Below are 24,988 nucleotides of genomic sequence, written 5' to 3'. Positions count from 1 at the left end.
AATAGGTGATTTTCATGATTTTACATACACTTTATTTTTATGTAGTTAATTTAAAATTGTATGTAAAATTATTTTTATTCTATGCGTGACGAAGTATTATCAATAACCATTTGATTTATTTTTTATTTTATAATCTTTTTTATATTTAGCTAACACTTCACTGAGTGAATTCATCAATATACTAGTATCGACACCCACCGCTACAAACTCAGTCCCTAAGTCTAAATATTTTTGTGTCACTTCATGCTGGGTTGAGAGTATTCCCGCTGCTTTGCCAGCCGCACGAATACGTTGAATTGCATCAATTACTACTTTTTGTACTGCGGGATGATTCGGATCACCTTGGTAACCCATTGTTGCAGATAAATCTACAGCCCCAATAAATATTCCATCAATACCCTCTACATTTAGAATATCGTCCAAATGTGCCAAACCTGTGACTGATTCTATTTGAATTAATAAACAAATATTTTCATGTGCAGTTGCATAATAATCTGGAATACTGTTCCAACGTGTTGCCCGTGCCAATGCAGCACCCACACCGCGAACACCGTGTGGTGGATAACGCACCGCTTTTACCATTAATTCTGCTTGTTCAACACTTTCCACCATGGGAATCAACAACGTTTGTGCACCGATGTCTAAAAGTTGCTTGATGAGTTGCACACTACCAATCGGTGGACGCACTACAGCTTGTGAAGGATAAGCAGCAATGCTTTGCAATTGTGATAAAGTTGTTCTTAAATCACTCGGTGCATGTTCACCATCAATCAATAACCAGTCATAGCCAACATTTGCAGCAATTTCAGTGCCATAGGCATCTGCTAACCCCACCCATAAACCAATTTGCTGTTCGGTTTTTAATTTCTGTTTGAAATAATTAGTATAATCAATCATATACTTCACTCTTTGGGGCATTATACGTTCATACTTATTAAACGCTGATTAAACCAAAATACCAATATAGATTTTATATTGCATCATGCCTGAAACGTCTTAATCTAAAATAGCGTATAATATTTAATACCATCATGTTGGCAAAATTCTTTGCCCATTTACATGAAGTTTAAAGTAAAATCATTCATTATCAATTTATGGGATTGAAGTATGGATTTGCTCAAGATTGCTCAAAAACGTTATACCACCAAAGCATATGATGCCACTCAAAAAATTCCTCAAGAAAAATTTGAACGTTTACTCGAAATCTTACGTCTAAGCCCTTCTTCTATTAATATCCAACCATGGCATTTTTTTATCGCAGATCGTGATGAAGCAAAACAACGTATTGCAAAAGCTTTGGTTGGAAAATACGCCTATAATGCAGCAAAAGTTTTAGACTCATCTCATACCATTCTCTTTTGTACCCAGGCTGATATTTCGGAACAACATCTTGATCATTTACTTGCACAAGATGATCGCAGCGGTCGTTTTAAAGATGACACCGCCAAACAAGGACAAAAAGACAGCCGCACAGGTTATGTTGATTATTATCGCAACGAAAAAGGTGATATTCAACGCTGGGCAGAAAATCAAACTTTTATCGCACTTGGGCAAGCATTATTGGCAGCAGGAATTGAAGGGATTGATGCCACACCGATTGGCGGTTTCAATGAGGAAATTATTACCGAAGAATTGAGTTTAACAGAAAAAGAACTTATCCCTTCGGTTCTATTGACTTTAGGTTATCGCAGTGAACAGGATTTTAATGCAAAACTACCTAAATCCCGCTTAAATCCCCAAGATATCTTTACTACGCTTTAAATAGCTAGAGGCATCGTAGGAAAAACTCTTCTGATGCCTCAGATTATATCTTATAAGCGCTTATTATTAAAAATAAGAATGCTAGACTAACATGTCAGAGAGATTAATTTAGCACTTTTATTTTCGTGTACATTCAATAGGCTCTAACACTTTAAAAGGCTTGACTACTTCTAAACGCATTTTCTTTTTACTCAACTCTAAAATTTTAGCTTGAGCATTTGGAAATTGTTCATATTCTTTCTCAAGCGCTTTTTCATAGGTTTTATCATCAGAGTCTACTTTTAATAGTTTGGTCTTGGTAAAAATAAGGGTCTGATGCTCATCCAATGCCCATGCACTTTTTGTTTTCATTTGGGTATGAATGGTTTTTACATCATTTCCAAACTGAATTTTAGAATCAGAAAAATATGTTCCATTTTCATAATATTGATCGGTCGACTGGATGAAGACATTGTTATTTTTGATTTCTTGTGTACACATCCATTCGCCTGCGATCAGCGAGGTATCTATTTCTGTTTGTTTTGCAAAGCTTTGTATAGACATTAAACTAAGCAGCAGCGTACTAATTAAGGCATAAGTCTTTATATACATCGTTTCTTCTATTTTATGAAAATTTGCCCAAATTTTAGCTTAATTTATTTGTAAAAAGTAGATTTTAAGGGGGATTTTCATTGTTTTTATCAGTCCACTCTATATTAAAAATTTAGGATCAAGTTTATCTATCTTAGATCCTAAATTTCACTCAAATTATCATGTAAGATTTATTCTGTTTCACTGACAGATGTTTCTTCTTGTAACATGCTTAAGCCAGTGTTTGTCGTAGCGTTTATTTGATTTTCTCTTGTACTTTTTAACTTAATCTGTAAACGTAACTCATTGGTCGAGTCTGCATTTCGCAATGCTTCATCATAGCTAATAGCTCTTTCATTATATAAATCAAACAATGCTTGATCGAAAGTTTGCATCCCAAGCTCCCGAGATTTTGTCATGATTTCTTTAATTTCATGGAAGTTTCCTTTTAAAACCACATCTGAAATTAAAGGGGTATTGAGTAAAATTTCAACTGCTGCACGACGACCTACATCATTTTCTGTTCGAATTAAACGTTGCGAAATGATCGCTTTCATATTCGATGATAAGTCCATTAACAACTGATTGCGGCGTTCCTCTGGAAAAAAATTAATGATTCGATCTAATGCTTGATTGGCGTTATTGGCATGTAACGTTCCTAGACAGAGATGTCCTGTTTCAGCAAAAGCGATCGCATGCTCCATAGTTTCTGTATCACGAATTTCACCGATCAAAATAACGTCTGGGGCTTGGCGTAAGGTATTTTTTAAAGCATTATGCCAAGAATGACAATCTACCCCGACTTCACGGTGTGTAATCATAGATTTTTTATGTTTATGTACATATTCCACAGGATCTTCTACCGTAATAATATGTCCAGCTGAATGCTCATTTCTATAATCAATCATAGCAGCCAATGATGTTGACTTTCCTGAGCCTGTCCCCCCCACAACGAGCACTAAACCACGCTTTTCCATAATCACGTTCTTAAGTGCTTCAGGTAATTTGAGTTTTGTAAAGTTTGGAATTTCTGCGGTAATTGTACGAATCACCATACCGACTTGTAACTGTTGCTGAAAAACATTCACACGAAAACGTGAAACATCAGGTACAGATATTGCAAAGTTACATTCCAATTCTGTTTCGAATTCCTGACGTTGCTTCTCATTCATCAAACTATAAGCAAAAAGTTTAGTTTTTTCCGCAGTTAATGCGTTTTGTCCCAAAGATTTCATTAAACCTTGATGTTTTATACTCGGTGGAAAATCCGCAGAAATAAATAAGTCTGATCCCCCAAACTCTACTACCTTAGTCAACATATGGAACATATAGCGTTGTGCTTCTTGTAATAGTTCTGTTGTATACATATTTTCCCCAATCTTTTGCAAAGTTAATCATTCTTTAATTGGTCAATATCTTATAAATAGTGACTAATTTTTTTGTGCATTCTGTCATATTTTTAAATTTATTCTCAATCAGTTTTTCTCTATAAATTAAATATTTCAAAGAAAAATTATTTTATTTCCTGTTGATTCAATCAAAATCAAATTCTGATCTTGCCTAATTAATCGATTTACCACCGCACAAAAAAGCCTACCAATTTTACTTATTATGTTTTAATAATCCAAAATCAATAGGCTTAAGTTCATTTAAAATCTAATTATTCAGCAGAAATATCTTCAAATAACACAGAAGATAAATAACGTTCCCCCGCATCTGGCAAAATTACGACAATGGTTTTGCCAGCATTTTCAGGACGGGCAGCTAATTTCGCTGCTGCTGCCAAAGCTGCGCCACTTGAGATGCCTACAAAAATCCCTTCTTGAGTTGCAGATTGACGTGCAAAATCAATCGCTTCTTGATTTTCAATAGCAATGACTTCATCTACCAAATCTAAATCCAAATTTTTTGGAATAAAGTTTGCGCCAATGCCTTGGATTTTGTGTGGACCAGGGGTTAACTCTTCACCACGTTTTGCTTGTCCAATAATTGGAGAATCAGCAGGTTCAACTGCCACAGAATAAATGGGCTGATTCTTTACGTGTTCAAAATAACGTGAAATGCCTGTGATCGTACCTCCAGTTCCAACGCCAGCCACAAGAATGTCAACTTTTCCACCCGTTGCTGCAAAAATTTCTGGTCCTGTCGTCGTTTCATGGATTTTAGGGTTGGCAGGATTTTCAAACTGTTGTGGTAAATAATACAACTCTGGCTGCTCTGTTGCTAAACGTATAGCTTCATCCACTGCCCCTTTCATGCCTTTGGCAGGTTCAGTCAACACTAGGTTTGCACCTAATGCTTTTAACACCTTGCGACGCTCGATACTCATACTTGCAGGCATAGTCAAAGTAATATCGTACCCTTTGGCAGCAGCAACATAAGCCAAAGCAATTCCTGTATTGCCACTAGTTGGCTCAACAATATGCATTCCTTTTTTGAGTTTTCCACTTTTTTCAGCATCTTCAACCAATGCCGCACCCACACGGTCTTTCACAGAAAATGCTGGGTTACGGCTTTCAATTTTTGCTAAAACAGTTGCGGCATTTGATACTAAACGGTTGATGCGTACTAAGGGTGTATTGCCAATCGCTTCAGCATTATTGACATAAACCGCAATGCCTAAATTTTCAGTTTGTGGAAATGTAGAATCAGTCGCCATGAGATTTTCCTTAAATTTTAAAATTAATCTGTATCTAACTATCATATCGCCTTTTTAGGCATGGTTGATATTCAGTAAAGTGATTTATTTATAAAAATTTGTGAAATGTATATTTGATAAAAATCAAAAGCCTAGTTTTTATAAACGTTTTCAAAGACTGCTATTTTTCATAGCTGATGGGTTGAAATATTTTTTGGACGAATAATTAAGTTTATGCTAGCAATCTGCAAATTATCTTATACATTTAATGTCAATTTAGACATAATAGAATTTATCAGGATAATAGTATTGAGATTTATATGGGAAACAATGCTTATCAAAAATTTTATCGTCAATTTACCAAAAAAGTTTTAGATAAAATTGTCAGCCCTCAAGTGCTTGGTGATACACAAGCTCTTGAAAATACAATAAAAGAAAAAGACAATCATGTGAATGTTTGTTATGTCATCCAAGATGACTCAACATCCAATAAAGTTCTAATTGACAATGAAACTGAAAAGAGAGATCTACATTCTGCATTTGCACCTTTGATTTTAAATGAATTACAAGAAGACGACTCATTTTTAGTGCTTGAATCATCAAAAAGGAATGCTTCAGCTTATTATCCTGATAAATTGATTCGCTTAGTGGAATATTTACTCAAACATGCTGATGAAGATGTGTTATTTGTTCCTGTAACTATTTTATGGGGACGTGCACCTGAAAATGAAGACAGTTGGTACAAAGCATTGATGGCAGATGCTTGGGCAAAACCCACAGGAATCAAACAAGCTTTAAATATCACGCTGTATGGTCGTGAAAATTATATCGAGTTTCATCCAGCCATTTCTTTAAGATCCTTGATCAACACAGCACTTGAAGTTGCCCCAAACTTTGCACCAGCCCATTATGTGGTGACGCAACTGAACCAATCCTTTAATCAATATAAAGAAGCAATTTTAGGACCAGACTTATCAGATCGTCGCAATGTCATTAACAAATTACTGACTTCGGATGTGATCAAAGAAGCTGTTTTAACAGAAAGTATCCATAAAAAAATCAGTGTGCAACAGGCAGAAGACTTAGCTAAAAAATATTTAGATGAAATTGTTTCAGACTTTTCCTATTCCACGCTACGTTTTGCTGAAATTGCATTAACAAAATTATGGACACAGCTTTACGATGGCATCCAAGTACATAACTTTGAAGTTGTACGTGAACTCGCCAAAGATTATGAAATCGTCTACACACCTTGTCATCGTAGCCATATCGACTATTTATTATTGTCTTATGTGATTTATAAACGCGGTTTAATGGTGCCACATATTGCTGCAGGTATTAATTTGAATATGCCTGTAGTCGGACAGTTAATGCGTGGTGCGGGTGCTTATTTTATTCGCCGTAGCTTTAGTGGTAATGCGCTATATACGGCTGTTTTTAAAGAGTATGTACATAGTTTACTCAGTCGAAATACACCTTTGGAATATTTTATTGAAGGGGGGCGTTCACGTACAGGTTTATTGTTACCTGCCAAAAAAGGTATGCTCGCCATGACCATCCAAAGTCACTTGCGTGGCAATAGTAAGCCAATTGCATTTATTCCAACCTATTTTGGTTATGAAAAATTGCTTGAAGGTTCATCTTATATCAAAGAACTGGGAGGACAGAAAAAACAAGCTGAATCACTATTTGGCTTACTCAAATCAATTCAAAAAATTGAAAAAGTGTTTGGAATGGTACATGTTAACTTTGGTGAGCCTGTATTCCTCAAAGAAATTTTAGATCAAAATAAAGTACCTCAGCATGTAAGTTTACAAGAAGAATTACCCGACTCAGTTAAACTTGCAGTAGATGAGGTGGCTAACGATATTTTAGAAAATATCAATAAAGCCGCAGTGATTAATCCTGTTAATTTATTAGCAACCATTTTACTGAATGCCCCTACTCATGCGCTTGCTGAGCGTGATGTGTTATTGCGTTTAGAACAATTTAAGTCATTGTTAAAACATCATCAATATGATGAAAGAATGCAAATTACCGCACTTTCCAATCATGAAATTATTCAATATGCGATCAAACTGAAACAAGTTGAATTTATTGAACATGACAATGAACGCTGGCTCAAAGTCTGTAACCAACAAGAGGCTTTACTTAAATATTTTAGCAATAACATTTTACATACGTTGATTTTACCTGCGTTGGTTGCCTATATTTTAACGGCACAAACAGAGCCTGTGATTGAAAAAATCAGCAAAGATGAAGTGTTAAATGCAGCCCTGCAGCTCTACCCTGAACTAAAAAATACCTATTTTTTAAAGTGGGAAGTAACGCAAATTTCAAGTGAAATAACGCATATTTTAACGTTCTTTGAAACGGAAAAATTAGTAAAAATTGAAGATCAAACGATCTATATTGATCAAGCAGATGTGTCTTTACGTTTATTAAAAGCTTTTGCTCACTTATATACAGTGAATCTCAAAACTTAAGCGAAAATCATAAAAACCGAAGTCTATCTTCGGTTTTTTATTTCACAGCGAAAACACCATAATAATTCATTACTTGGGCAAAGTTTTCTACAGAGCGAAACCCAACTTTGAGCAGTAATTTTTTTAAATGTTGATTGGAAATGAGGAAAAAGTCATCCTGTAATCGTTCAACCATTGCCTGACTTTGTTTTTCTACCAAACCTGTGAGTTCTGCTAAGTTTTGCAAAGTTTTTAATTGGGATTGATTTTCAATTTGTGTCAAATCATAACTCAAGCAAAATCCTTTTTCGTTTAAAGCATGATAAATCTCTTGAAAATACGTTGTCTTGGCAGTTTCAGGAATAAAGTGTGAAACTAAAATCGACAGCGCAACATCAAATGTTTGTTTTAAATCTTTTAAACCCGATGTATCCATTGCTCTAAATGTAACATTTTGATCTAAATTATCAGTCGCTAATAATGCTTGGGCTTTTTCCAGCATATTCGGGGCAGGATCAATCGCCGTAAATGACCATTGTGGATAGTGTTTTGCAAGATAGCGTAATTCATGCCCTGTACCACAGCCGACTATCAAAATATTCGCATGCGTTGGTGCATAAGTTTTAAGTAAAGCATTGACTTGTAAATGAATCAACTCATAACCAGGAATCAGTTTTCGGATGTGTTCATCATAACTTTCCACAACTTTTGGATGATTAAAATCTTTCGCCATTACAATACTCTTTTTGATTCCTCTAACCTAGTTACAACTTATCAAATCCTCACCAGCCCTCCTTTTAATAAGGAGGGAGGCTTGATGTTTACAGTTGAATTAAGCAATTTCTTGCAAATTTAATTCATTACGCATAAATTCTTGCAACTTAAATTTTTGCGCCTTACCTGAAGCAGTCATTGGAAATTCTTTAAAGAAACGGACATATTTCGGCACTTTATTGTGTGAAATATGCTCTTTGCAGAATTGGCGAATACACTCCTCAGTCACCTCATGATGTTCATGTAAAATAATACATGCACAGAGTTCTTCACCATAGCGTGGGTCAGGTAAACCGATCACCTGCACATCTGAAACATCAGGATGCGTATATAAAAAGTCTTCAATTTCTTTCGGGAATAGATTTTCACCACCACGAATCACCACATCCTTAATGCGACCTTTGATTTTGACAAAGCCCTCATCGTCCATTTCAGCAATATCACCTGTATGCATCCATTTTGCAACATCAATCACTTCTTTGGTTTTTTCTTCATCTTCCCAATAACCGAGCATTACTGAATAACCGCGTACACAGAGCTCACCAAGTTTGCCACGTGGTACGACCTTGCCTTGTTCATCAATAATTTTGATTTCTAAATGAGGTTGAACACGCCCTACTGTTCCTACTCGACATTCGATCGGATCAGTCGTTGAAGTTTGCACACTCACAGGTGCAGTTTCAGTCATACCATAACAAATGGTAATTTCACTCATATGCATACGATCAATCACACGTTGCATAATTTCTCGTGGACATGGACTTCCTGCCATAATGCCTGTACGAAGACTGCTGAGGTCAAACTGATCAAACGTTTCTTGTTCCAGCATGGCAATAAACATGGTTGGCACACCATAGGCTGCAGTACATTTTTCTTGCTCAATGGCTTTTAAACTCTCTAAAGGATTGAACACTGCAGCAGGATAAACCATGGTTGAACCATGCGTGATACAGGCAAGATTACCCATCACCATACCGAAGCAATGAAAAAGTGGCACAGAAATACATACCCGATCTTTTGGGGTTAAATGAATACCTTCCCCCACAAAATAACCATTATTTAAAATATTATTATGCGTCAGCATCGTGCCTTTCGGATTACCTGTGGTTCCTGAGGTGAACTGAATATTGATGGTTTCATCAAATTGTAAGTCTTGCGCAATGCTTTCAAGCTGTGCGAGTTGTTCCGCACTTGGCTCATTGAGTAAATCAGAAAAACGATGAATTCCTTGATGTTGTTCATCAATTTTAATCACATGCTTTAAATGCGGTAATTTTTCAGCATTTAAGATTTTATCTGTAGCACCTTCAAGCTCAGGTGCGATTTGCATTAAAATTTGTTGATAATCCGTTGTTTTAAATGCTGAAGCGATCACCAATCCTTTGCATGACACTTTATTTAAAACATATTCCAACTCATTTTTTTTATAAGCAGGATTTAGATTCACTAAAATAATCCCTGCTTTAAAGGCTGCAAACTGGGTAATTGTCCATTCCACACAGTTCGGTGACCAAATAGCCAAACGGTCGCCTTTTTGCAAACCTAAACGCAATAAACTACAGGCAAAAGCATTCACTTTTTCTTGTAACTGCTTATAGCTTAAGCGTACATTCTGATGAAGACTGACCACCGCATCCTGATCAGCATAAATTTGACAAGCTTCATCAAATTTTTCACCAATGGTCATTCCCACTAATGGGGCTTGACTTGTTCCATATGCGTAACTTAACCGTACTTGCGACATTGAATCATACTCCTTGATTCTTTGTGATTTTGCTCTTTTAATCTGTCATTTAATTGTTTTTCCGTGACTACTTGTCGAAACAGATTTTTTGTGTATTCCTTTACTTGGTTAAATGTGATGACTCCTTATTTTCTACAGCATTTACACAAAAATCGGCAATCTGTTTCACAAAATAATCCTTATACGATTGATCAAACATGACATTTCGAGAAGGGTTTAACGGTTCAATCACCACAAAGGTCATTGCGCCAACCACACACAATGCAGCAGTGTTTAAATCCTCAAAACCAAATTCTCCCGAAGTTTTACCTTGTGCCAAGATTTCCTTCATGGTCTGTTTGATCAATTGCTTACTACGGAAACGTCCATGCTCTAATTCAGGATCAACGGGTTCAAACATCAGCGAATACGCAAGCTGAGGACTATTCATCGCACGTCTTACAAATGTGGTAACTGCTTTATGTAACTTTTCAGTCGCAGTTAACTCACCTGCTGCAATATGATTCAGAATATCAACTTCAACATGAATCGCATCGTCTAGCACCTCTATCAGCACTTGGCTTTTATTGGCAAAATAACGATAGACCAATCCACTTGATACTCCTGCACGATCAGCAATGGCTTGTATCTGTGCGTCTTTAAATCCTCCTTGTGCAATCAACTCCCGTGCGGACTGCAAAATCGTTTTGCGATTTTGCGCCATTCGCTCTTGCATTAAAGATGATCGTTTATAGCTCATATTTTGTATTCTCAACCAATTAAAATGAATTGTAAATCAATTTTTGAATTTATATTCACTTTTTCAAAAAAAACATGTATTGTATTTTTAGAAACAACAAAAAGTGTGTTTTTGGAACAACAAATAAAATCGTTAGGATGACAGGATAATGAACCTACAAAGTATTGATTTCGGACTAGATGAAACATTAATCGCACTCCGTGATTCAGTTGCAGCATTTTGTGCAAAAGAAATTGCACCTATTGCTAAGCAAGTCGATCAAGATAATTTATTCCCACATCACCTTTGGAAAAAATTTGGTGACATGGGGTTAATGGGTTTAACCGTAAGTGAAGAATACGGTGGTACAAATTTAGGTTATCTTGCTCATATTATTGTCATGCAAGAAATCTCACGTGCATCTGCTGCCATCGGTCTATCTTATGGTGCTCATTCTAACCTATGTGTGAACCAAATTAACCGAAATGGTAATGAAGATCAAAAACAACGCTATTTACCTAAATTAATTTCAGGTGAATATGTCGGTGCGTTGGCAATGTCTGAACCTAATGCAGGCTCAGATGTGGTCAGCATGAAGCTCAAAGCTGAAGATGCAGGTGATCATTTTGTATTAAATGGCTCAAAAATGTGGATCACCAATGGTGGCGACGCTGACGTTCTTGTCGTCTATGCCAAAACTGATCTTGCCGCAGGTGCAAAAGGTATGACCGCATTCCTTGTTGAAAAGACCATGGAAGGTTTTAGTCATGGTACACACCTCGACAAACTCGGTATGCGTGGTTCAAATACCTATCCACTGTTCTTTGATAATGTCAAAGTTCCCAAAGAAAATGTCTTAGGTGGCGTAGGCAATGGCACAAAAGTATTAATGAGTGGTTTGGATTATGAACGTGCAGTGCTTAGTGGCGGACCACTTGGCATCATGGATGCATGTTTAGATGTAGTGATTCCATACATTCATGACCGTAAACAGTTTGGTCAAGCTTTAGGTGAGTTCCAGCTGATGCAAGGCAAAATCGCGGATATGTACTCCACTTGGTTAGCCTCTAAAGCATTGGTTTATGCAGTCGGGGCTGCGTGTGACAAAGCAGATCATGATCGTGGTTTACGTAAAGATGCAGCCAGTGCAATTTTGTATTCGGCTGAAAAAGCCACATGGATGGCAGGTGAAGCGATCCAAACTTTAGGTGGGAATGGTTATATCAATGAATATGACACAGGTCGTCTGTGGCGTGATGCCAAACTGTATGAGATCGGTGCAGGCACTTCTGAAATTCGCCGTATGTTAATCGGTCGTGAACTGTTTAACGAAACCAAATAGTTTTTCCAACCTCAACTTGGCAAAGTCCGATCTTCGCCAAGTTGAACATCAAATTCAGTAAGTTTTTTATAATTTATTTGCTGAAATAAAATCGAATATAAAAAAAGACAAGGACGTTCAAAATGAACCAAATACAAAGCAAAATTAATATTCGAAGTGAAGATTTCAAAGCCAATCAAGCGGCAATGCAACAATTGGTCGATGATCTGAAACAAAAAGTGGCGACCATTGCTTTGGGTGGTGGCGAAAAAGCCCGTGAAAAGCATATTGCACGAGGCAAACTCCTCGCACGTGACCGTATTGACCAATTAATTGATGCAGGTACCGCATTTTTAGAAATCGGGCAAATCGCAGGCTTGAATGTCTATGCCGATGATGTTCCTGCTGCAGGTGTGGTTGCAGGGATCGGTCAAGTACAAGGTGTCAGCTGCATGATCGTGGCAAATGATGCAACAGTAAAAGGTGGAACGTATTATCCATTGACTGTGAAAAAGCATTTACGTGCACAAGAAATCGCTGAACAAAACCATTTACCGTGTATTTATATGGTCGACTCTGGTGGTGCTTTCTTGCCGATGCAAGATGAAGTCTTCCCAGATCGTGATCATTTTGGACGTATTTTTTATAATCAAGCCCGTATGTCGAGCATGGGCATTGCCCAAATTGCGATTGTGATGGGGAGCTGTACCGCAGGTGGTGCGTATGTACCTGCTATGTCAGATGAAACTATTATTGTACGTAATCAAGGTACTATTTTCTTGGGTGGTCCTCCTCTCGTCAAAGCGGCAACAGGTGAAGTGGTGACTTCAGAAGATCTTGGCGGTGGTGATGTACATACGCGTCTGTCGGGTGTTGCAGATCATTTGGCAGAAAATGATGAACATGCCATTTTGATCGCTCGCAATATTGTTAAAAATTTAAATAAAGCACCGAACCAGAATCATGTGGAGATCGAAGAGCCGCTTTATGCTGCGGAAGAACTGTACGGCATCATTCCAACCGATACTCGTAAACCGTTTGATATTCGTGAAGTGATTGCTCGCATTGTCGATGGTTCACGTTTAGATGAATTTAAAGCCCGCTTTGGGACGACGTTAATCACAGGTTTTGCCTCTATTTATGGTATGAAAGTGGGCATCATTGCCAATAACGGAATTTTATTTTCAGAGTCTGCCCAAAAAGGTGCGCATTTCATTGAACTGTGCACACAGCGCAATATTCCGTTGTTATTCCTACAAAATATCACAGGCTTTATGGTCGGTCGTCAGTATGAAAATGAAGGTATTGCCAAACATGGTGCAAAACTGGTCATGGCAGTTGCAACAGCGAATGTTCCAAAAATTACCATGGTGATCGGTGGTTCATTTGGTGCAGGCAACTACGGCATGTGTGGTCGTGCCTACTCGCCTCGCTTCTTATGGACTTGGCCAAACTCACGGATCTCAGTGATGGGTGGTGAACAAGCAGCTAGCGTACTCTCTACCTTGAAACGTGACCAAATTGAAGCCAAAGGTGAAAGTTGGAGCGCTGAACAAGAAGACCAATTTAAACAACCGATTCGTGATCAATACGAACATCAAGGACATCCATATTATGCATCAGCACGTTTATGGGATGACGGTGTCGTTGATCCTGCACAATCTCGTCATGTTTTAGGCTTAAGTTTGGCGGCTGCACTGAATGCACCGATTTTACCAACCAAGTTCGGCGTATTCCGTATGTAAGAGGTGCAACATGGATTTTCAATATTTACAACTCGAACAACAGCAACACGTTGCAACGGTGTGGATTAATCGTGCTGAATTGCATAATGCCTTTAACACCCAAGTGATAGAAGAATTAAACCAATGTTTTCAACAGTTAAATACACGTAATGATATTCGCGTGGTGGTTTTAGCAGGTCGTGGCAAAAGCTTTTCCGCAGGTGCTGACCTGAATTGGATGAAACAAGCAGGCGAAGCATCGCAAGCGGATAATCAAGCCGACGCTTTAAAACTTGCGAAAATGCTACAGAGTTTAGCAACGTTAAAACAACCTACGATTGCTCGTGTACAAGGTGTCGCATTTGGTGGTGGGATGGGCTTAGCTTCTGCATGCGACATTTGTGTGGCAAGCACAGATGCAAAATTTGCAACGTCAGAAGTACGTTTAGGTTTAGCCCCCTCTACTATCAGTCCTTATGTGATTCGTGCCATTGGCGCACGTCAGGCATCACGCTATTTCCTCACTGCAGAGCGTATTTCGGCAGAACAAGGCAAAGCGATTGGTTTAGTGCATGAAGTCACCTCACCTGAACAACTCGACAGTAAAATTCAAGAGATCATTGACACCTTAGTTTTGGGTGGTCCTGAAGCACAGTCTGCGTCAAAACAACTGATTCAAATGGTCAGCCAAGAAAGCTTAACTGAAGATTTATTGCTACAAACAGCGCAACATATCGCCCATGTACGTCAGGGGGCTGAAGCAAAAAATGGATTACAGGCGTTTTTAACGAAACAAAGCCCTGAATGGATTACAAACAGTACAGAATAAGGACAACACCATGTTTGAAAAGATTTTAATTGCCAATCGTGGCGAAATCGCTTGCCGTGTAATTCATACAGCGAAAAAATTAGGCATTGCAACAGTAGCAGTATATTCGGATGCTGATGCAAATTCTCAGCATGTCAAACAAGCAGATGAAGCAGTATATATTGGTGAATCCCCTGCTTCACAAAGTTATTTACAAGTTGATCGTATTATTCAAGCCGCTTTAGACACAGGTGCGCAAGCGATTCATCCAGGCTATGGCTTCTTGTCTGAAAATGATCAATTTGCCCTTGCGTGTGAAAAAAATAATATCGTATTTATTGGTCCACCTGTCGCTGCGATCTTGGCAATGGGACTTAAGGCAACCTCAAAAGCGCTCATGGAAAAAGCAGGTGTGCCTCTAACGCCAGGTTATCATGGCACCAATCAAGATGCGGCTTTTTTAAAACAACAAGCCGATGGCATTGGCTACCCTGTTCTCATCAAAGCCAGTGCAGGTGGTGGTGGTAAAGGCATGCGTTTGGTCGAGCGTGAAGCTGACTTTTTAGATGCGCTGTCTTCGTGTAAAAATGAAGCAAAATCAAGCTTCGGCAATGATGAAGTTTTAGTAGAACGCTATGTCGTCAATCCACGCCATGTTGAAGTACAAGTTTTTGGTGACTCACATGGTAACTACGTGCATTTATTTGAACGAGATTGTTCTGTACAACGTCGTCACCAAAAAGTGTTAGAAGAAGCACCTGCACCAAAAATTACTGAAGAAAAATTGGAAGCCATGCGTAAAGCAGCGATTGATGCAGCCAGTGCGGTGAATTATGTCGGTGCAGGCACAGTTGAGTTCATTGTAGAACAAGACGGCACAGCGTATTTCATGGAAATGAACACCCGTTTACAAGTTGAACACCCTGTGACTGAAATGATCACAGGACAAGACTTAGTCGAATGGCAACTACGTGTTGCAAGCGGTGAGCCTTTACCAAAATTACAGCATGAACTTAGCATCCATGGGCATGCGATTGAAGCACGTATCTATGCCGAAGAACCTGAAAAAGGCTACTTACCTGCAATTGGGAAAATTCACTACTTACATTATCCTGAGCAAAATGAGCATGTGCGTGTCGACAGTGGCATTGTGCAAGGCGATGAAATCACCACGTATTATGACCCAATGATTTCAAAACTCATCGTTTGGGGCAAAAACCGTGATGAAGCATTGGTACAAATGCACCATGCGCTTGGGCATTTCCATGTTGAAGGTTTGGGCAATAATATTGCATTCTTAGACCGCATCATTCGTTGCGACTCATTCAAAAATGCAGAGTTGGATACCAACCTCATTCAACGTGAAGACGCATTTTTATTTAAAAATATCCGTGCTGCAGATACCAACCTGATTATTACCGCAGCATTTACCGAGTTACTCAGTCGATTTCAACACAATCAAACAGCAAATAACCCTGTTTGGCAAAATCAATCGACTTGGCGTTTAAACCAAGCTGGACTGTATCCAATTAAACTTAAATTGGCAGATACGCAAATTCAAGTGAATTTTAGAGCAGTTGGCGATCAATTCATTGCTGAATATCAAGATTTAAAATTGCAAATTTCAGGTCAGTTACTGAATGACAATACCATACAAATCGACCTCAATGGCTTAAAGCAAAAAGTGGCATTTAGTCGTAATGCTCAAGCACTCACGGTATTTTCTAATGCACAAAATTATATTTTTGAACAAATTTTGGCAAAAATTAGCAATGAAGATGATGCAGGAAATGAAAGCAATCTGAAAGCACCAATGCCAGGTGTAATTACCAAAGTCTTAGTTTCTGCCAAAGACCAAGTGAAAAAGGATGATATTTTACTGACACTTGAAGCGATGAAAATCGAATATACCATTCGTGCCCCACATGATGGTGTGATTGCTGCAGCGTATTTCCAAGCAGGTGATCAAGTCAAGGCAGGCGATGAATTGGTCGAGTTTGAAATATTAGCGGAGAATGTTGCATGACGATCCCACACGACAACTTCGTTAAAATCGTTGAAGTCGGTCCACGAGATGGACTGCAAAACGAAAAAACACCTCTGACACTTGAACAGCGTAAAGCTTTGATTGTGGATTTAATGCATACAGGACTGACTTCAATTGAAGTCGGCTCTTGTGTCTCAGCAAAATGGGTACCGCAAATGGCAAATAGTGATCAACTGTTTGCTGATCTACCTCAAGACCCCAATATTGGCTTTAGCTTACTTACGCCAAATCTTAAAGGTTTTGAGTCTGCACTCGCGGTAGGTTGCCAAGAGGTTGCGGTATTTACCGCAGCGTCTGAAAGCTTTACCCGTAAAAACATCAACTGTTCAATAGATGAAAGCTTTGAAAAATTTGCTGATGTTTTGGCTGCAGCCAAAGCTAATCATGTCAAAGTACGTGGCTATGTGTCTTGTATTGTCGATTGTCCTTATGAAGGTGCAATCGATCCCAAACAAGTGGCACAAGTGACACAGCGTTTGTATGACATGGGCTGTTATGAAGTGTCTTTAGGTGAAACCATTGGCACAGCAACGCCTGATCGTGTTAAAAAAGTGTGGGAAGCTTGCCTCGCAGAACTGAACAGTAAAGTGTTAGCAGGACATTTCCATAATACCTACGGTATGGCGATAGCGAATATTTATCAATCCCTTGAACAAGGTATTCGTGTCTTTGACTCGTCTATTGCTGGGCTTGGCGGTTGCCCTTATGCCAAAGGTGCTTCTGGTAATGTCTCAACCGAAGACTTGTATTATTTATTGTCAAAAATGGGCTTTGAAACAGGAATTCACCTTGATGCACTGATGCAAGCCAGTCGAAATATTAGTCAAGTTTTAAATCGAACAAATCCTTCAAATTATGCAAATGCCTACTGGCAAACTCAATGTGTTTCATGAGATAAACCTGCATAATTGAAAAAATTAATGGAATAAGCACGTAATAATAAGGTGGAATATGCTCAATAAAGTCTATGCAAATGCCAATGATGCACTCAAAGATATCGTCCAAGATGGACAAACTTTAGCTGTAGGTGGTTTTGGTCTCTGTGGTATGCCCGAAGCCCTTATTGCTGCATTAAAAGCAACGGGTGTCAAAGAGTTAACTTGTATTTCCAACAATGCAGGTGTGGATGGGTTTGGTTTAGGATTGCTTCTTGAAACGAAACAAATCAAAAAAATGATCGCATCTTATGTCGGTGAAAACAAAGAGTTTGAACGCCAATTTTTAAATGGTGAACTTGAAGTTGAACTCACCCCACAAGGCACTTTGGCTGAAAAATTACGTGCTGGTGGTGCAGGCATTCCCGCTTTCTTTACGCAAGCAGGTGTAGGCACACTGATTGCTGAAGGCAAAGAAGTCCGTAATTTTAATGGTAAAGATCATATTTTAGAGGAATCACTGACTGCGGATATTGCGCTGGTCAAAGCCTATAAAGCAGACAAAGCAGGCAATTTAATTTTTCGTAAAACAGCACGTAACTTTAACCCTGACTGCGCTACCGCAGGCAAAATCACCGTGGTTGAAGTCGAAGAATTGGTCGAAGTCGGTGCATTAGATCCTGATCATGTACATCTTCCTGGAATTTATGTGCATCGTATTATCGTCAATGCGCAACCTGAAAAACGTATCGAACAATTGACATTAAAATCAGAGGGATAAGCTCATGGCATGGACACGCAATGAAATGGCACAACGTGCCGCACAAGAACTTGAAAATGGTTTTTATGTCAATTTGGGCATCGGTTTACCTACCCTAGTGGCAAATTATATTCCTGAAAATATGGATGTTTGGCTGCAGTCTGAAAATGGTTTATTGGGTATTGGAGAATTCCCAACTGAAGAAACCGTAGATGCAGATTTGATCAATGCCGGTAAGCAAACCGTAACGGCTCGTTCAGGTGCTTCTTTTTTTGCAAGTTCACAATCATTTGCCATGATTCGTGGTGGCAAAGTCAATATTGCGATCTTAGGTGCAATGGAGGTATCTGAAACAGGTGACTTAGCCAACTGGATGATTCCTGGCAAAAAAGTCAAAGGTATGGGCGGTGCAATGGATTTGGTGGCAGGCGTGCAGCGTGTTGTGGTGCTCATGGAACACTCAGCCAAAGATGGCTCACCTAAAATTGTGAAAAACTGTGCATTACCACTTACAGGCAAAGCTGTCGTAGACCGCATTATTTCCGACTTAGGTGTATTTGATGTGACTGAAAATGGCATCAAACTGGTTGAGCTTGCAGACGGTGTAACATTGGATGAAGTGCAAAAAGTGACAGGTGTGACTATTTTACAATAGTAATCTTATTGTTAAAGATACCCATGCACATAATAAAGTAAAATTTAAATCAACCTCTATAAAATATAAGACTTTCATAGTCTTATATTTTTCATTTAAAACAGTATTTAAAATTTACTGTTATAAATCACTATAGAAACAAACTCGCACGTTATTCAATGCATAAGGCATTTAGCATGTAAAAATAAAATTCAAGGATGAATATAATGGGTGATTCTCAAAATATATTGCAAAAGTTTGCAATTAAAGTCAGTGATTGGTCTGAAAAATGGTTTCCTGACTCTTATATCTTTGCACTTTTAGGTGTCATTATCGTGGCTATTGCCTCTATGGCAATCGGTGCTCCAGCTACACAAGTTGCACTTTCTTTTGGTGATGGTTTTTGGAGTTTGATTCCATTTACCTTACAAATGTGTATGTTAATTGTGGTCGGCTATGTTGTTTCTGTCTCAAAACCAATTAAATTTATCATTAATACACTTGCACGAATTCCAAGTTCAGGAACAGGTGGTATTGTTCTTGTTGCCACGATTAGCTTATTCGTATCATTGATCAATTGGGCAATGAGTACAGTGCTCACAGCCTTGTTAGTGATTGCATTAGCACAACGCAAAGAGTTAAAACTTGATTATCGTGCGGCTGCCGCCGCAGCAATTATTGGCATGGGGGCAACATGGGCGCTTGGGATCAGTTCCTCTGCTGCACAATTACAAGCCAATAAAGCCAGTTTACCTGAGTCGATCTACCAACTCACAGGTGTCATTCCTTTTACCGAAACAATTTTCTTACCACAGTCACTGATCATGACCGCAGTGCTGATCATTGCTTCGATTGCAATTGCCTACTTCTCTGCACCTAAGGGGCAAAATGTCAAAACCATAGATCAGTTCAATATCGAACTTGATCGAGACGATACTGAAGTACAAAATACTGCAAGTCATAAGCGTCCTGGAGATTGGTTAGAAAACTCGCCTATTTTAAGTATCTTGATTGTGATTTTAGGTGCAATCTGGATGTTTAATGAATTCTCTAAAAGTAATCCCATTCTCGCTATTTCAAGTTTAAATACTTATAATTTTATCTTCTTAATGCTTGGTATTGCACTGCATGGAACACCACGCAACTTTTTAAATGCTGTATCAAAAGCAGTCCCTGCAATTTCTGGTGTACTGATCCAATTCCCTCTTTATGGCAGTATTGCTTTTATCATGACTCATGCCATGAATGCACAAGATTTATCACTCTCGCATTATATTGCTGAGTTTTTTGTGTCAATTTCATCTAAAGAAACTTTTGCCATTGTTATGGGGGTTTATTCGGCGATTTTAGGCTTTTTCATTCCATCAGGTGGTGGAAAATGGATCATCGAAGCACCTTATGTGATGCAGGCTGCACATGATTTAAAATATCATTTAGGTTGGTCTGTCCAGATTTATAATGCTGCTGAAGCATTACCTAATTTAATTAACCCATTTTTTATGTTGCCAATGCTCGGTATTTTAAAACTCAAAGCTAAAGATGTGATTGGTTTTACCGTAACACAATTGATTTTTCATATTCCTCTAGTCCTATTTTTATTATGGGCATTGGGTCGTACTCTCACTTACATTGCTCCAACTTTTTAAAGTATAAAGTCAAAATCAATGTACTATCATTCATAATCTAGGAAAAAGCTTAATCTCATACATTAAGCTTTTTTGATCTTCTATGCGAAGATCGTTTTAACCCTTATTGATCCGAATAATAGACCATTCACTTCAAATTTATCTGGGATTCCTACTTATCTAACATATATTGTTACCCTATGATATAAGCAAGTGAAAAAGCAAAAATTAAAGTTTATTTTCTAAGTAAATAAATATAATTAAAGAATTTTATTTAAATAGAACTCACGTACTGTCATTTTTCTAGTCTTTATGGCACTAGATGATTTTTTTGTTTTTATATCAAGATGACTAATTTTTTAATTAATACAATATCTTAAAATCCACACAAACTGAATGAAAAAGCATTAAAATAGATACAAAATCTCCAATCTGTTATACTTTTTTTAAGTGTTTTTATATCTTTCATTTTTTAGAAAATACTTCAAAATGAAACATTATCTGAATAAAGGTTGATTGTAATGAGTTTTTTAAGAAAAAAAAATAAAGCAAGTTTTGTATTTTTTATCATTACTGCATATTCATTGCTTGGCTTTGGTCTAGGGTATATTATCTGGGAATTTATCCTTTCTAAATAAGCTTTTAAGTGGTTTATTTTATAGAAAAATAACGTAATTGAATCAAACTCTTGCATTCAATTACGTATATTTTCAAAGTATTATAGGTCTGTTTTAACGACCAATACTTTTACATTCGCTAGAACCTTCTAAACAAATTTGTGCAAAGCCGAGTTGCCCATAATGGTTGAGCTGGGTTGGATTAGTATGATTTGATTCAGTACTTGATGTAGGACGATCGTCTATGTTCACACCTGAAAGATTGAGCAAATCTGAAGCCAAACTGCGTCCTAAACGCTGATAGCCTGACGCTGAAAAATGCACACCATCTGCACGTCCTAGCCCTTGATTAATCCATGATTTCATTGAGCAGCTACCGCCCATTGCTTTTTGCCAATCCCAATATAAGGTGTGCATAGATTGAGCAACTTCAAGCTGCATACTTTGTACTGCGCTTAATTTGACAGGTCGACTGCCGCATTCCCCTGCTGTACGCTTTAAACTTTCAGGTGCAGACACGATCATGACTGCTGTTTGTGGTGAGCTTGCTCTAATTTTTTGAATTTTATCGACTAAAATAGAACGTGTTTGTTCCACATCTAAATTATCGTTATATGCTTCGTTGGTGCCATATGCCAAAATCACCAGATTAGGCGCAACAGCAGTTAATTCATTCTGCCAATCACTACTCCAACGGTTCCAATAAGACAACTCAGCGCCATTGATTCCTAATGCTGATACAACTGCGCCCGAACCATTTTGGTTTTTCGCCCACCAGCCACCTAAAGCTGAACTGCGGTTATTTTGTGCAGTAATGGTAAATGGCAGTTTTGCGCTAAAACGGACAGTTTGCCAATGATTGTTTTTTATAGGTGCTTCCAGTGTAAAGCTTTTACCATCCGCATCCACACCTGTAAAAGCATCCTCTCCTGCAGCTTGACGAATACTGATTAAAATATTTTGTATTTGTTCAGGTTGTTTGGATTTGATGGTTAAGGTTGCACCTGTACGCAAAGGAACAGCATTTAAACCACCCAAAGTATAGTTTTCATTGCGCTGTGTACGGCTTGAAATCGGTTGCCAACCTGCGTTGTCATAACCAAATCTTGCCATCCGCTGTCCCGAAAAATACATTGGCATGCCCCAGCCCATGCCCCCATTACCTAAAGCATTTTGCAGTTGTTGACGCAATACATTGGTCATTTCATCTGCGGCAGTATGCGAGTCACCAAACTGTACTATATGTACATTGCGATTTTGTATGGCGCTATTTAGCTTGGTTGTATTTGGCTCATTAAAATTGGTTAAATTGCTTGCAAAACTTGATCCAACACTCAACATACTTAAAATACTAAAACCAAGTACTTTTTTAATCATTGTCATGAAATTACCTAAACTCTAAGTTTCTATTATTGAACTACTTTTAAATGCTGCATAATCGTTTCTGCAATAGCTTTTTGCCCTTCAGCAGAGAAATGAATGCCATCTGCACTTCGCATTTTGATTGATTGACCATTTTGAACCAAATAATCGCTATAAACATTGTTCTTATTACCCAAAATAGGTCGAGAATCTATGAAGAATGCTTTACTTTTTTGTACCTGATCTGCAACCACTTGATTCAAATAGATCATTTGCGTATTGAGTTGAGGTTTTTTCATATTCGGTGGTGTTAACCACATCACACGTACATCATGTTGCTTCGCAGTATCAATAATCTCCATGATACGTGAGCGATAAACAGCTTCCCATTCAGGTGATTTAAATTTTAAATATGTTCCACCTTTAGGGTTTGGCATATCCCATGGATCATTTGGCCCTAAAAATACGACTAAGATTTTAATTTGTGGATTCGCTTGGATGGTTTCTTGAATGGTTTTCGGCCAATCAAAAAAGCTGGGATAGGATAAACCTGTACTTTGTTTGCTCAAATTTATTGTTTTAATGTCATAATTTTCCAATAATGCCTTCTGTACAAAAGGTGCAACCCCTTGCATCAACGAATCTCCTGCAAAAAATACTTGATCATTTTTTGTTAAGCTAAATTGATTAAGTAAGTTTTGATGTTCACGGGCAGCCGCTTCTTTGGCTAAACGAATTTTTTCTTGCTTGGCTTTTTCCGCCAAGTGCTGTTTATATTCAGCAGTATAAGCATAGTCCTGATTAAAAAGATGAACAATATATTGATTATTTTCTTGAATTAGGTTTTTAGCTGAATCATGTTCTGCATAAAATAATGTCCCCAATTCACCACCTTTTTGCCACACTGGATATTCATCTAAAAATTTTAATGGACTATCTTGATGATAAGTTTGTTGATAATAAGCATTCACCGAGTTTTGCATAATCCAAATACCCAAAACTGCCGTCACCAGTAGAAACAGCACCGTGTATAGCACCCCTCGCCCATGATCATTCTCAATGTGATGCTGCACGGTAGCCTGTTGATAATCAGCAGTTAAATTTGTTATTTGGTTTGAATTAGAAGTTGGCATAAATAAACCCTGGAATGCCTGATGGCGCACAAATCACAATGACAATAAAAATAATCAGTAGAGGAACAAAAAGCGCATATTTAGGTAAAGCCGCATAACTCATTTTTTGAGTTGAAAATAAACGCTGAATAAATGGATAGGCAATCCAAGAAATTATTAACAAGCTCAGTAAATACAAAGGATTACTTGACCATTGTAAATTTACATAATTAGTCAATAAAGCTTGAAAAACTTGCATGGCTTCTTCGAAAGTTTTGGCACGGAAAAATACAAAACAGAAACACACAAAATTTATCGTGACAAATACACCCAGCACTTTACCGATCAAGCTAGATTTATACAAAGCATCACGAGCGTCTTTGGCAGATACTTTAAAGGTGAGCTCATATACTTTATCTGCGCTGTTTAGCAGTACCAAAGCTAAACCATGCAGCAATCCCCACAAGAAAAAGTTCCAACCTGAACCGTGCCAAACACCTGAAAGCACCATCGCAGACAATAAGTTAAATTGTGTACGCGCAAAACCGCCACGACTTCCGCCTAAAGGAATATAGATATAATCACGAATCCATGTTGACAGACTAATATGCCATTTGTCCCAAAAATCTCGGATATTGTGTGCAAGTAACGGCGCTCTAAAATTGACAGGTAATCTAAAACCAAGTAATAAACCAAAAGCGATCATCATTTCGCTATAGCCAGAAAAGTCTAAAAATAGTTGTAAGGTATAGCCATAAATCGCCACCAATACCTCCAAACTATGGTATTGCATGGGATTGGCAAACACTGGATTAACCCAATTGTCAGCTAACCAACCTGCGATCCACCATTTTTTAACCAAAGCTAATGCAATCAATAAAAAAGCCAAACTCGGAAATAAAATGCTGCGGCGTTTTGATGTGCGAATTTGCTCGCTCATACCACATGCATGACCTTGAATATCTGTCAAACCTTTTGCACTTTGCGCACGAGCAATCGGTCCTGCGGTAATCGTTGCAAAAAATGAAAAATGCATGAGTAAGTCAGTGAGGTTAAAACGCGGCACAGCGGCTTCTTGGCGATAACGACTGACCAAATAACTAATGGCTTGAAATGAATAATACGAAATACCCAAAGGTAAAATCAGATTGGCAACCAAGCCTGAACTGTCTAAATTTATGCTATTTAATACTACAGATGCTTGCGCTTTAAAAAAATCATAAAATTTAAATACAGCCAATTGCGCAATGGTAATAACAAGACCGAGCAATAGCAGTTGCTTTTTATAATCTGGATAACGATCCATTAACACACTAAGCAGAAAAATGAGGCTGGTAAATCCAAATAAAATCAAAACAGGAATTTCGCCTGCCATCAGATAAATAAGGCTGTAACTAAAAACAATTAATATCAAATTTTGTATTTTAGGGCTA

General features: G+C 38.0%; 21 protein-coding genes. 11 read left to right on the top strand and 10 right to left on the bottom strand.

The features are described 5' to 3' along the window. Positions 1-99: 99 nt before the first annotated feature. Positions 100-897, bottom strand: coding sequence for a 4-hydroxy-2-oxoheptanedioate aldolase (gene hpaI, locus DJ533_RS09030; protein ID WP_065992250.1), 798 nt, complete (start codon positions 895-897; stop codon positions 100-102). A gap of 210 nt (positions 898-1,107) precedes the next feature. Between hpaI and nfsB the strand changes: the two genes are divergently transcribed. Then, a complete protein-coding gene (gene nfsB, locus DJ533_RS09025) occupies positions 1,108-1,761 on the top strand; it encodes an oxygen-insensitive NAD(P)H nitroreductase (protein WP_065992249.1) in 654 nt (217 codons plus the stop codon). Positions 1,762-1,878: 117 nt separating this feature from the next. On the opposite strand, the gene DJ533_RS09020 is transcribed toward nfsB, so the two are convergent. The 3 genes from DJ533_RS09020 to cysK form a co-directional block, all read right to left on the bottom strand. Beyond that, complete coding sequence (locus tag DJ533_RS09020) at positions 1,879-2,304, bottom strand: hypothetical protein (RefSeq protein WP_148245832.1); 426 nt, start codon at positions 2,302-2,304, stop codon at positions 1,879-1,881. A gap of 218 nt (positions 2,305-2,522) precedes the next feature. Further along, complete coding sequence (locus DJ533_RS09015; protein ID WP_065992243.1) at positions 2,523-3,698, bottom strand: PilT/PilU family type 4a pilus ATPase; 1,176 nt, start codon at positions 3,696-3,698, stop codon at positions 2,523-2,525. A 293-nt stretch (positions 3,699-3,991) separates the two neighbouring features. Further along, a complete protein-coding gene (gene cysK / locus DJ533_RS09010) occupies positions 3,992-4,990 on the bottom strand; it encodes a cysteine synthase A (RefSeq protein ID WP_065992242.1) in 999 nt (332 codons plus the stop codon). Between the two features lie 299 nt (positions 4,991-5,289). Here cysK and plsB point away from each other — a divergent pair, with 299 nt between their 5' ends. Then, positions 5,290-7,455, top strand: a complete 2,166-nt coding sequence (gene plsB, locus DJ533_RS09005; RefSeq protein ID WP_065992241.1) for a glycerol-3-phosphate 1-O-acyltransferase PlsB — start codon at positions 5,290-5,292, stop codon at positions 7,453-7,455. A gap of 37 nt (positions 7,456-7,492) precedes the next feature. Here the strand turns inward: plsB and DJ533_RS09000 are convergent, their stop codons facing one another. From DJ533_RS09000 to DJ533_RS08990, 3 genes are all read right to left on the bottom strand, one after another. Continuing rightward, on the bottom strand, positions 7,493-8,167 hold the full coding sequence (locus DJ533_RS09000) for a class I SAM-dependent methyltransferase (RefSeq protein ID WP_065992240.1): 675 nt from the start codon (positions 8,165-8,167) through the stop codon (positions 7,493-7,495). A gap of 99 nt (positions 8,168-8,266) precedes the next feature. Beyond that, positions 8,267-9,952 carry an AMP-binding protein gene (locus DJ533_RS08995; protein ID WP_065992239.1) on the bottom strand — a complete coding sequence of 562 codons (1,686 nt, stop codon included), beginning with the start codon at positions 9,950-9,952 and terminating at the stop codon, positions 8,267-8,269. Positions 9,953-10,052: 100 nt separating this feature from the next. Then, complete coding sequence (locus DJ533_RS08990) at positions 10,053-10,691, bottom strand: TetR/AcrR family transcriptional regulator (RefSeq protein ID WP_065992237.1); 639 nt, start codon at positions 10,689-10,691, stop codon at positions 10,053-10,055. Positions 10,692-10,839: 148 nt separating this feature from the next. On the opposite strand from DJ533_RS08990, the gene DJ533_RS08985 reads away from it, so the two are divergent. The 9 genes from DJ533_RS08985 to DJ533_RS19165 all read left to right on the top strand — a co-directional run bounded on the left by DJ533_RS08985 (position 10,840) and on the right by DJ533_RS19165 (position 21,102). Continuing rightward, a complete protein-coding gene (locus DJ533_RS08985) occupies positions 10,840-12,012 on the top strand; it encodes an isovaleryl-CoA dehydrogenase (protein WP_065992235.1) in 1,173 nt (390 codons plus the stop codon). 122 nt (positions 12,013-12,134) lie between these two features. Further along, positions 12,135-13,736: a carboxyl transferase domain-containing protein gene (locus DJ533_RS08980; protein WP_065992233.1), complete on the top strand. Its 1,602-nt coding sequence runs from the start codon at positions 12,135-12,137 to the stop codon at positions 13,734-13,736. 10 nt (positions 13,737-13,746) lie between these two features. After that, a complete protein-coding gene (locus tag DJ533_RS08975) occupies positions 13,747-14,544 on the top strand; it encodes an enoyl-CoA hydratase/isomerase family protein (RefSeq protein WP_065992231.1) in 798 nt (265 codons plus the stop codon). Between the two features lie 10 nt (positions 14,545-14,554). Next, positions 14,555-16,549 carry an acetyl-CoA carboxylase biotin carboxylase subunit gene (locus DJ533_RS08970; RefSeq protein ID WP_065992229.1) on the top strand — a complete coding sequence of 665 codons (1,995 nt, stop codon included), beginning with the start codon at positions 14,555-14,557 and terminating at the stop codon, positions 16,547-16,549. Next, the gene (locus tag DJ533_RS08965; protein ID WP_065992227.1) at positions 16,546-17,463 is read left to right on the top strand and encodes a hydroxymethylglutaryl-CoA lyase; all 918 of its coding nucleotides are present in this window, start codon (positions 16,546-16,548) and stop codon (positions 17,461-17,463) included. The genes DJ533_RS08970 and DJ533_RS08965 overlap by 4 nt, the downstream gene beginning before the upstream one ends. A gap of 58 nt (positions 17,464-17,521) precedes the next feature. Beyond that, positions 17,522-18,226 (top strand): CoA transferase subunit A, encoded by a 705-nt coding sequence (locus tag DJ533_RS08960; RefSeq protein WP_065992225.1) that lies wholly within the window; start codon positions 17,522-17,524, stop codon positions 18,224-18,226. 4 nt (positions 18,227-18,230) lie between these two features. After that, the gene (locus tag DJ533_RS08955) at positions 18,231-18,860 is read left to right on the top strand and encodes a CoA transferase subunit B (RefSeq protein WP_065992223.1); all 630 of its coding nucleotides are present in this window, start codon (positions 18,231-18,233) and stop codon (positions 18,858-18,860) included. 206 nt (positions 18,861-19,066) lie between these two features. Then, on the top strand, positions 19,067-20,485 hold the full coding sequence (locus tag DJ533_RS08950) for a short-chain fatty acid transporter (protein ID WP_065992221.1): 1,419 nt from the start codon (positions 19,067-19,069) through the stop codon (positions 20,483-20,485). A 500-nt stretch (positions 20,486-20,985) separates the two neighbouring features. Further along, positions 20,986-21,102 (top strand): hypothetical protein, encoded by a 117-nt coding sequence (locus DJ533_RS19165; RefSeq protein ID WP_089024767.1) that lies wholly within the window; start codon positions 20,986-20,988, stop codon positions 21,100-21,102. A 93-nt stretch (positions 21,103-21,195) separates the two neighbouring features. On the opposite strand, the gene DJ533_RS08945 is transcribed toward DJ533_RS19165, so the two are convergent. From DJ533_RS08945 to DJ533_RS08935, 3 genes are read right to left on the bottom strand one after another with little or no spacing between them, the layout of a single operon-like run. Beyond that, entirely contained in the window at positions 21,196-22,464 is a 1,269-nt protein-coding gene (locus DJ533_RS08945; RefSeq protein ID WP_065992219.1) for a GDSL-type esterase/lipase family protein, read from the bottom strand. 26 nt (positions 22,465-22,490) lie between these two features. Then, positions 22,491-23,576 carry an SGNH/GDSL hydrolase family protein gene (locus DJ533_RS08940; RefSeq protein ID WP_065992212.1) on the bottom strand — a complete coding sequence of 362 codons (1,086 nt, stop codon included), beginning with the start codon at positions 23,574-23,576 and terminating at the stop codon, positions 22,491-22,493. Then, positions 23,563-24,861: an MBOAT family O-acyltransferase gene (locus DJ533_RS08935; protein ID WP_323809369.1), complete on the bottom strand. Its 1,299-nt coding sequence runs from the start codon at positions 24,859-24,861 to the stop codon at positions 23,563-23,565. Before DJ533_RS08935 ends, DJ533_RS08940 begins: the two co-directional genes overlap by 14 nt. Between the last annotated feature and the right edge of the window lie 127 nt (positions 24,862-24,988).

This window comes from Acinetobacter defluvii (assembly GCF_001704615.3).
Lineage (GTDB): Bacteria > Pseudomonadota > Gammaproteobacteria > Pseudomonadales > Moraxellaceae > Acinetobacter > Acinetobacter defluvii.
The sequence above is the reverse complement of the archived record's forward strand: the minus strand, read 5'-3'. Positions and strand labels throughout refer to the sequence as shown.

Coding starts and splice junctions, on each gene's coding strand:
- hpaI (WP_065992250.1), bottom strand. CDS start 897: ATGATTGATTATACTAATTATTTCAAACAGAAATTAAAAACCGAACAG.
- nfsB (WP_065992249.1), top strand. CDS start 1,108: ATGGATTTGCTCAAGATTGCTCAAAAACGTTATACCACCAAAGCATAT.
- DJ533_RS09020 (WP_148245832.1), bottom strand. CDS start 2,304: ATGTCTATACAAAGCTTTGCAAAACAAACAGAAATAGATACCTCGCTG.
- DJ533_RS09015 (WP_065992243.1), bottom strand. CDS start 3,698: ATGTATACAACAGAACTATTACAAGAAGCACAACGCTATATGTTCCAT.
- cysK (WP_065992242.1), bottom strand. CDS start 4,990: ATGGCGACTGATTCTACATTTCCACAAACTGAAAATTTAGGCATTGCG.
- plsB (WP_065992241.1), top strand. CDS start 5,290: ATGGGAAACAATGCTTATCAAAAATTTTATCGTCAATTTACCAAAAAA.
- DJ533_RS09000 (WP_065992240.1), bottom strand. CDS start 8,167: ATGGCGAAAGATTTTAATCATCCAAAAGTTGTGGAAAGTTATGATGAA.
- DJ533_RS08995 (WP_065992239.1), bottom strand. CDS start 9,952: ATGTCGCAAGTACGGTTAAGTTACGCATATGGAACAAGTCAAGCCCCA.
- DJ533_RS08990 (WP_065992237.1), bottom strand. CDS start 10,691: ATGAGCTATAAACGATCATCTTTAATGCAAGAGCGAATGGCGCAAAAT.
- DJ533_RS08985 (WP_065992235.1), top strand. CDS start 10,840: ATGAACCTACAAAGTATTGATTTCGGACTAGATGAAACATTAATCGCA.
- DJ533_RS08980 (WP_065992233.1), top strand. CDS start 12,135: ATGAACCAAATACAAAGCAAAATTAATATTCGAAGTGAAGATTTCAAA.
- DJ533_RS08975 (WP_065992231.1), top strand. CDS start 13,747: ATGGATTTTCAATATTTACAACTCGAACAACAGCAACACGTTGCAACG.
- DJ533_RS08970 (WP_065992229.1), top strand. CDS start 14,555: ATGTTTGAAAAGATTTTAATTGCCAATCGTGGCGAAATCGCTTGCCGT.
- DJ533_RS08965 (WP_065992227.1), top strand. CDS start 16,546: ATGACGATCCCACACGACAACTTCGTTAAAATCGTTGAAGTCGGTCCA.
- DJ533_RS08960 (WP_065992225.1), top strand. CDS start 17,522: ATGCTCAATAAAGTCTATGCAAATGCCAATGATGCACTCAAAGATATC.
- DJ533_RS08955 (WP_065992223.1), top strand. CDS start 18,231: ATGGCATGGACACGCAATGAAATGGCACAACGTGCCGCACAAGAACTT.
- DJ533_RS08950 (WP_065992221.1), top strand. CDS start 19,067: ATGGGTGATTCTCAAAATATATTGCAAAAGTTTGCAATTAAAGTCAGT.
- DJ533_RS19165 (WP_089024767.1), top strand. CDS start 20,986: ATGAGTTTTTTAAGAAAAAAAAATAAAGCAAGTTTTGTATTTTTTATC.
- DJ533_RS08945 (WP_065992219.1), bottom strand. CDS start 22,464: ATGACAATGATTAAAAAAGTACTTGGTTTTAGTATTTTAAGTATGTTG.
- DJ533_RS08940 (WP_065992212.1), bottom strand. CDS start 23,576: ATGCCAACTTCTAATTCAAACCAAATAACAAATTTAACTGCTGATTAT.
- DJ533_RS08935 (WP_323809369.1), bottom strand. CDS start 24,861: ATGGATCGTTATCCAGATTATAAAAAGCAACTGCTATTGCTCGGTCTT.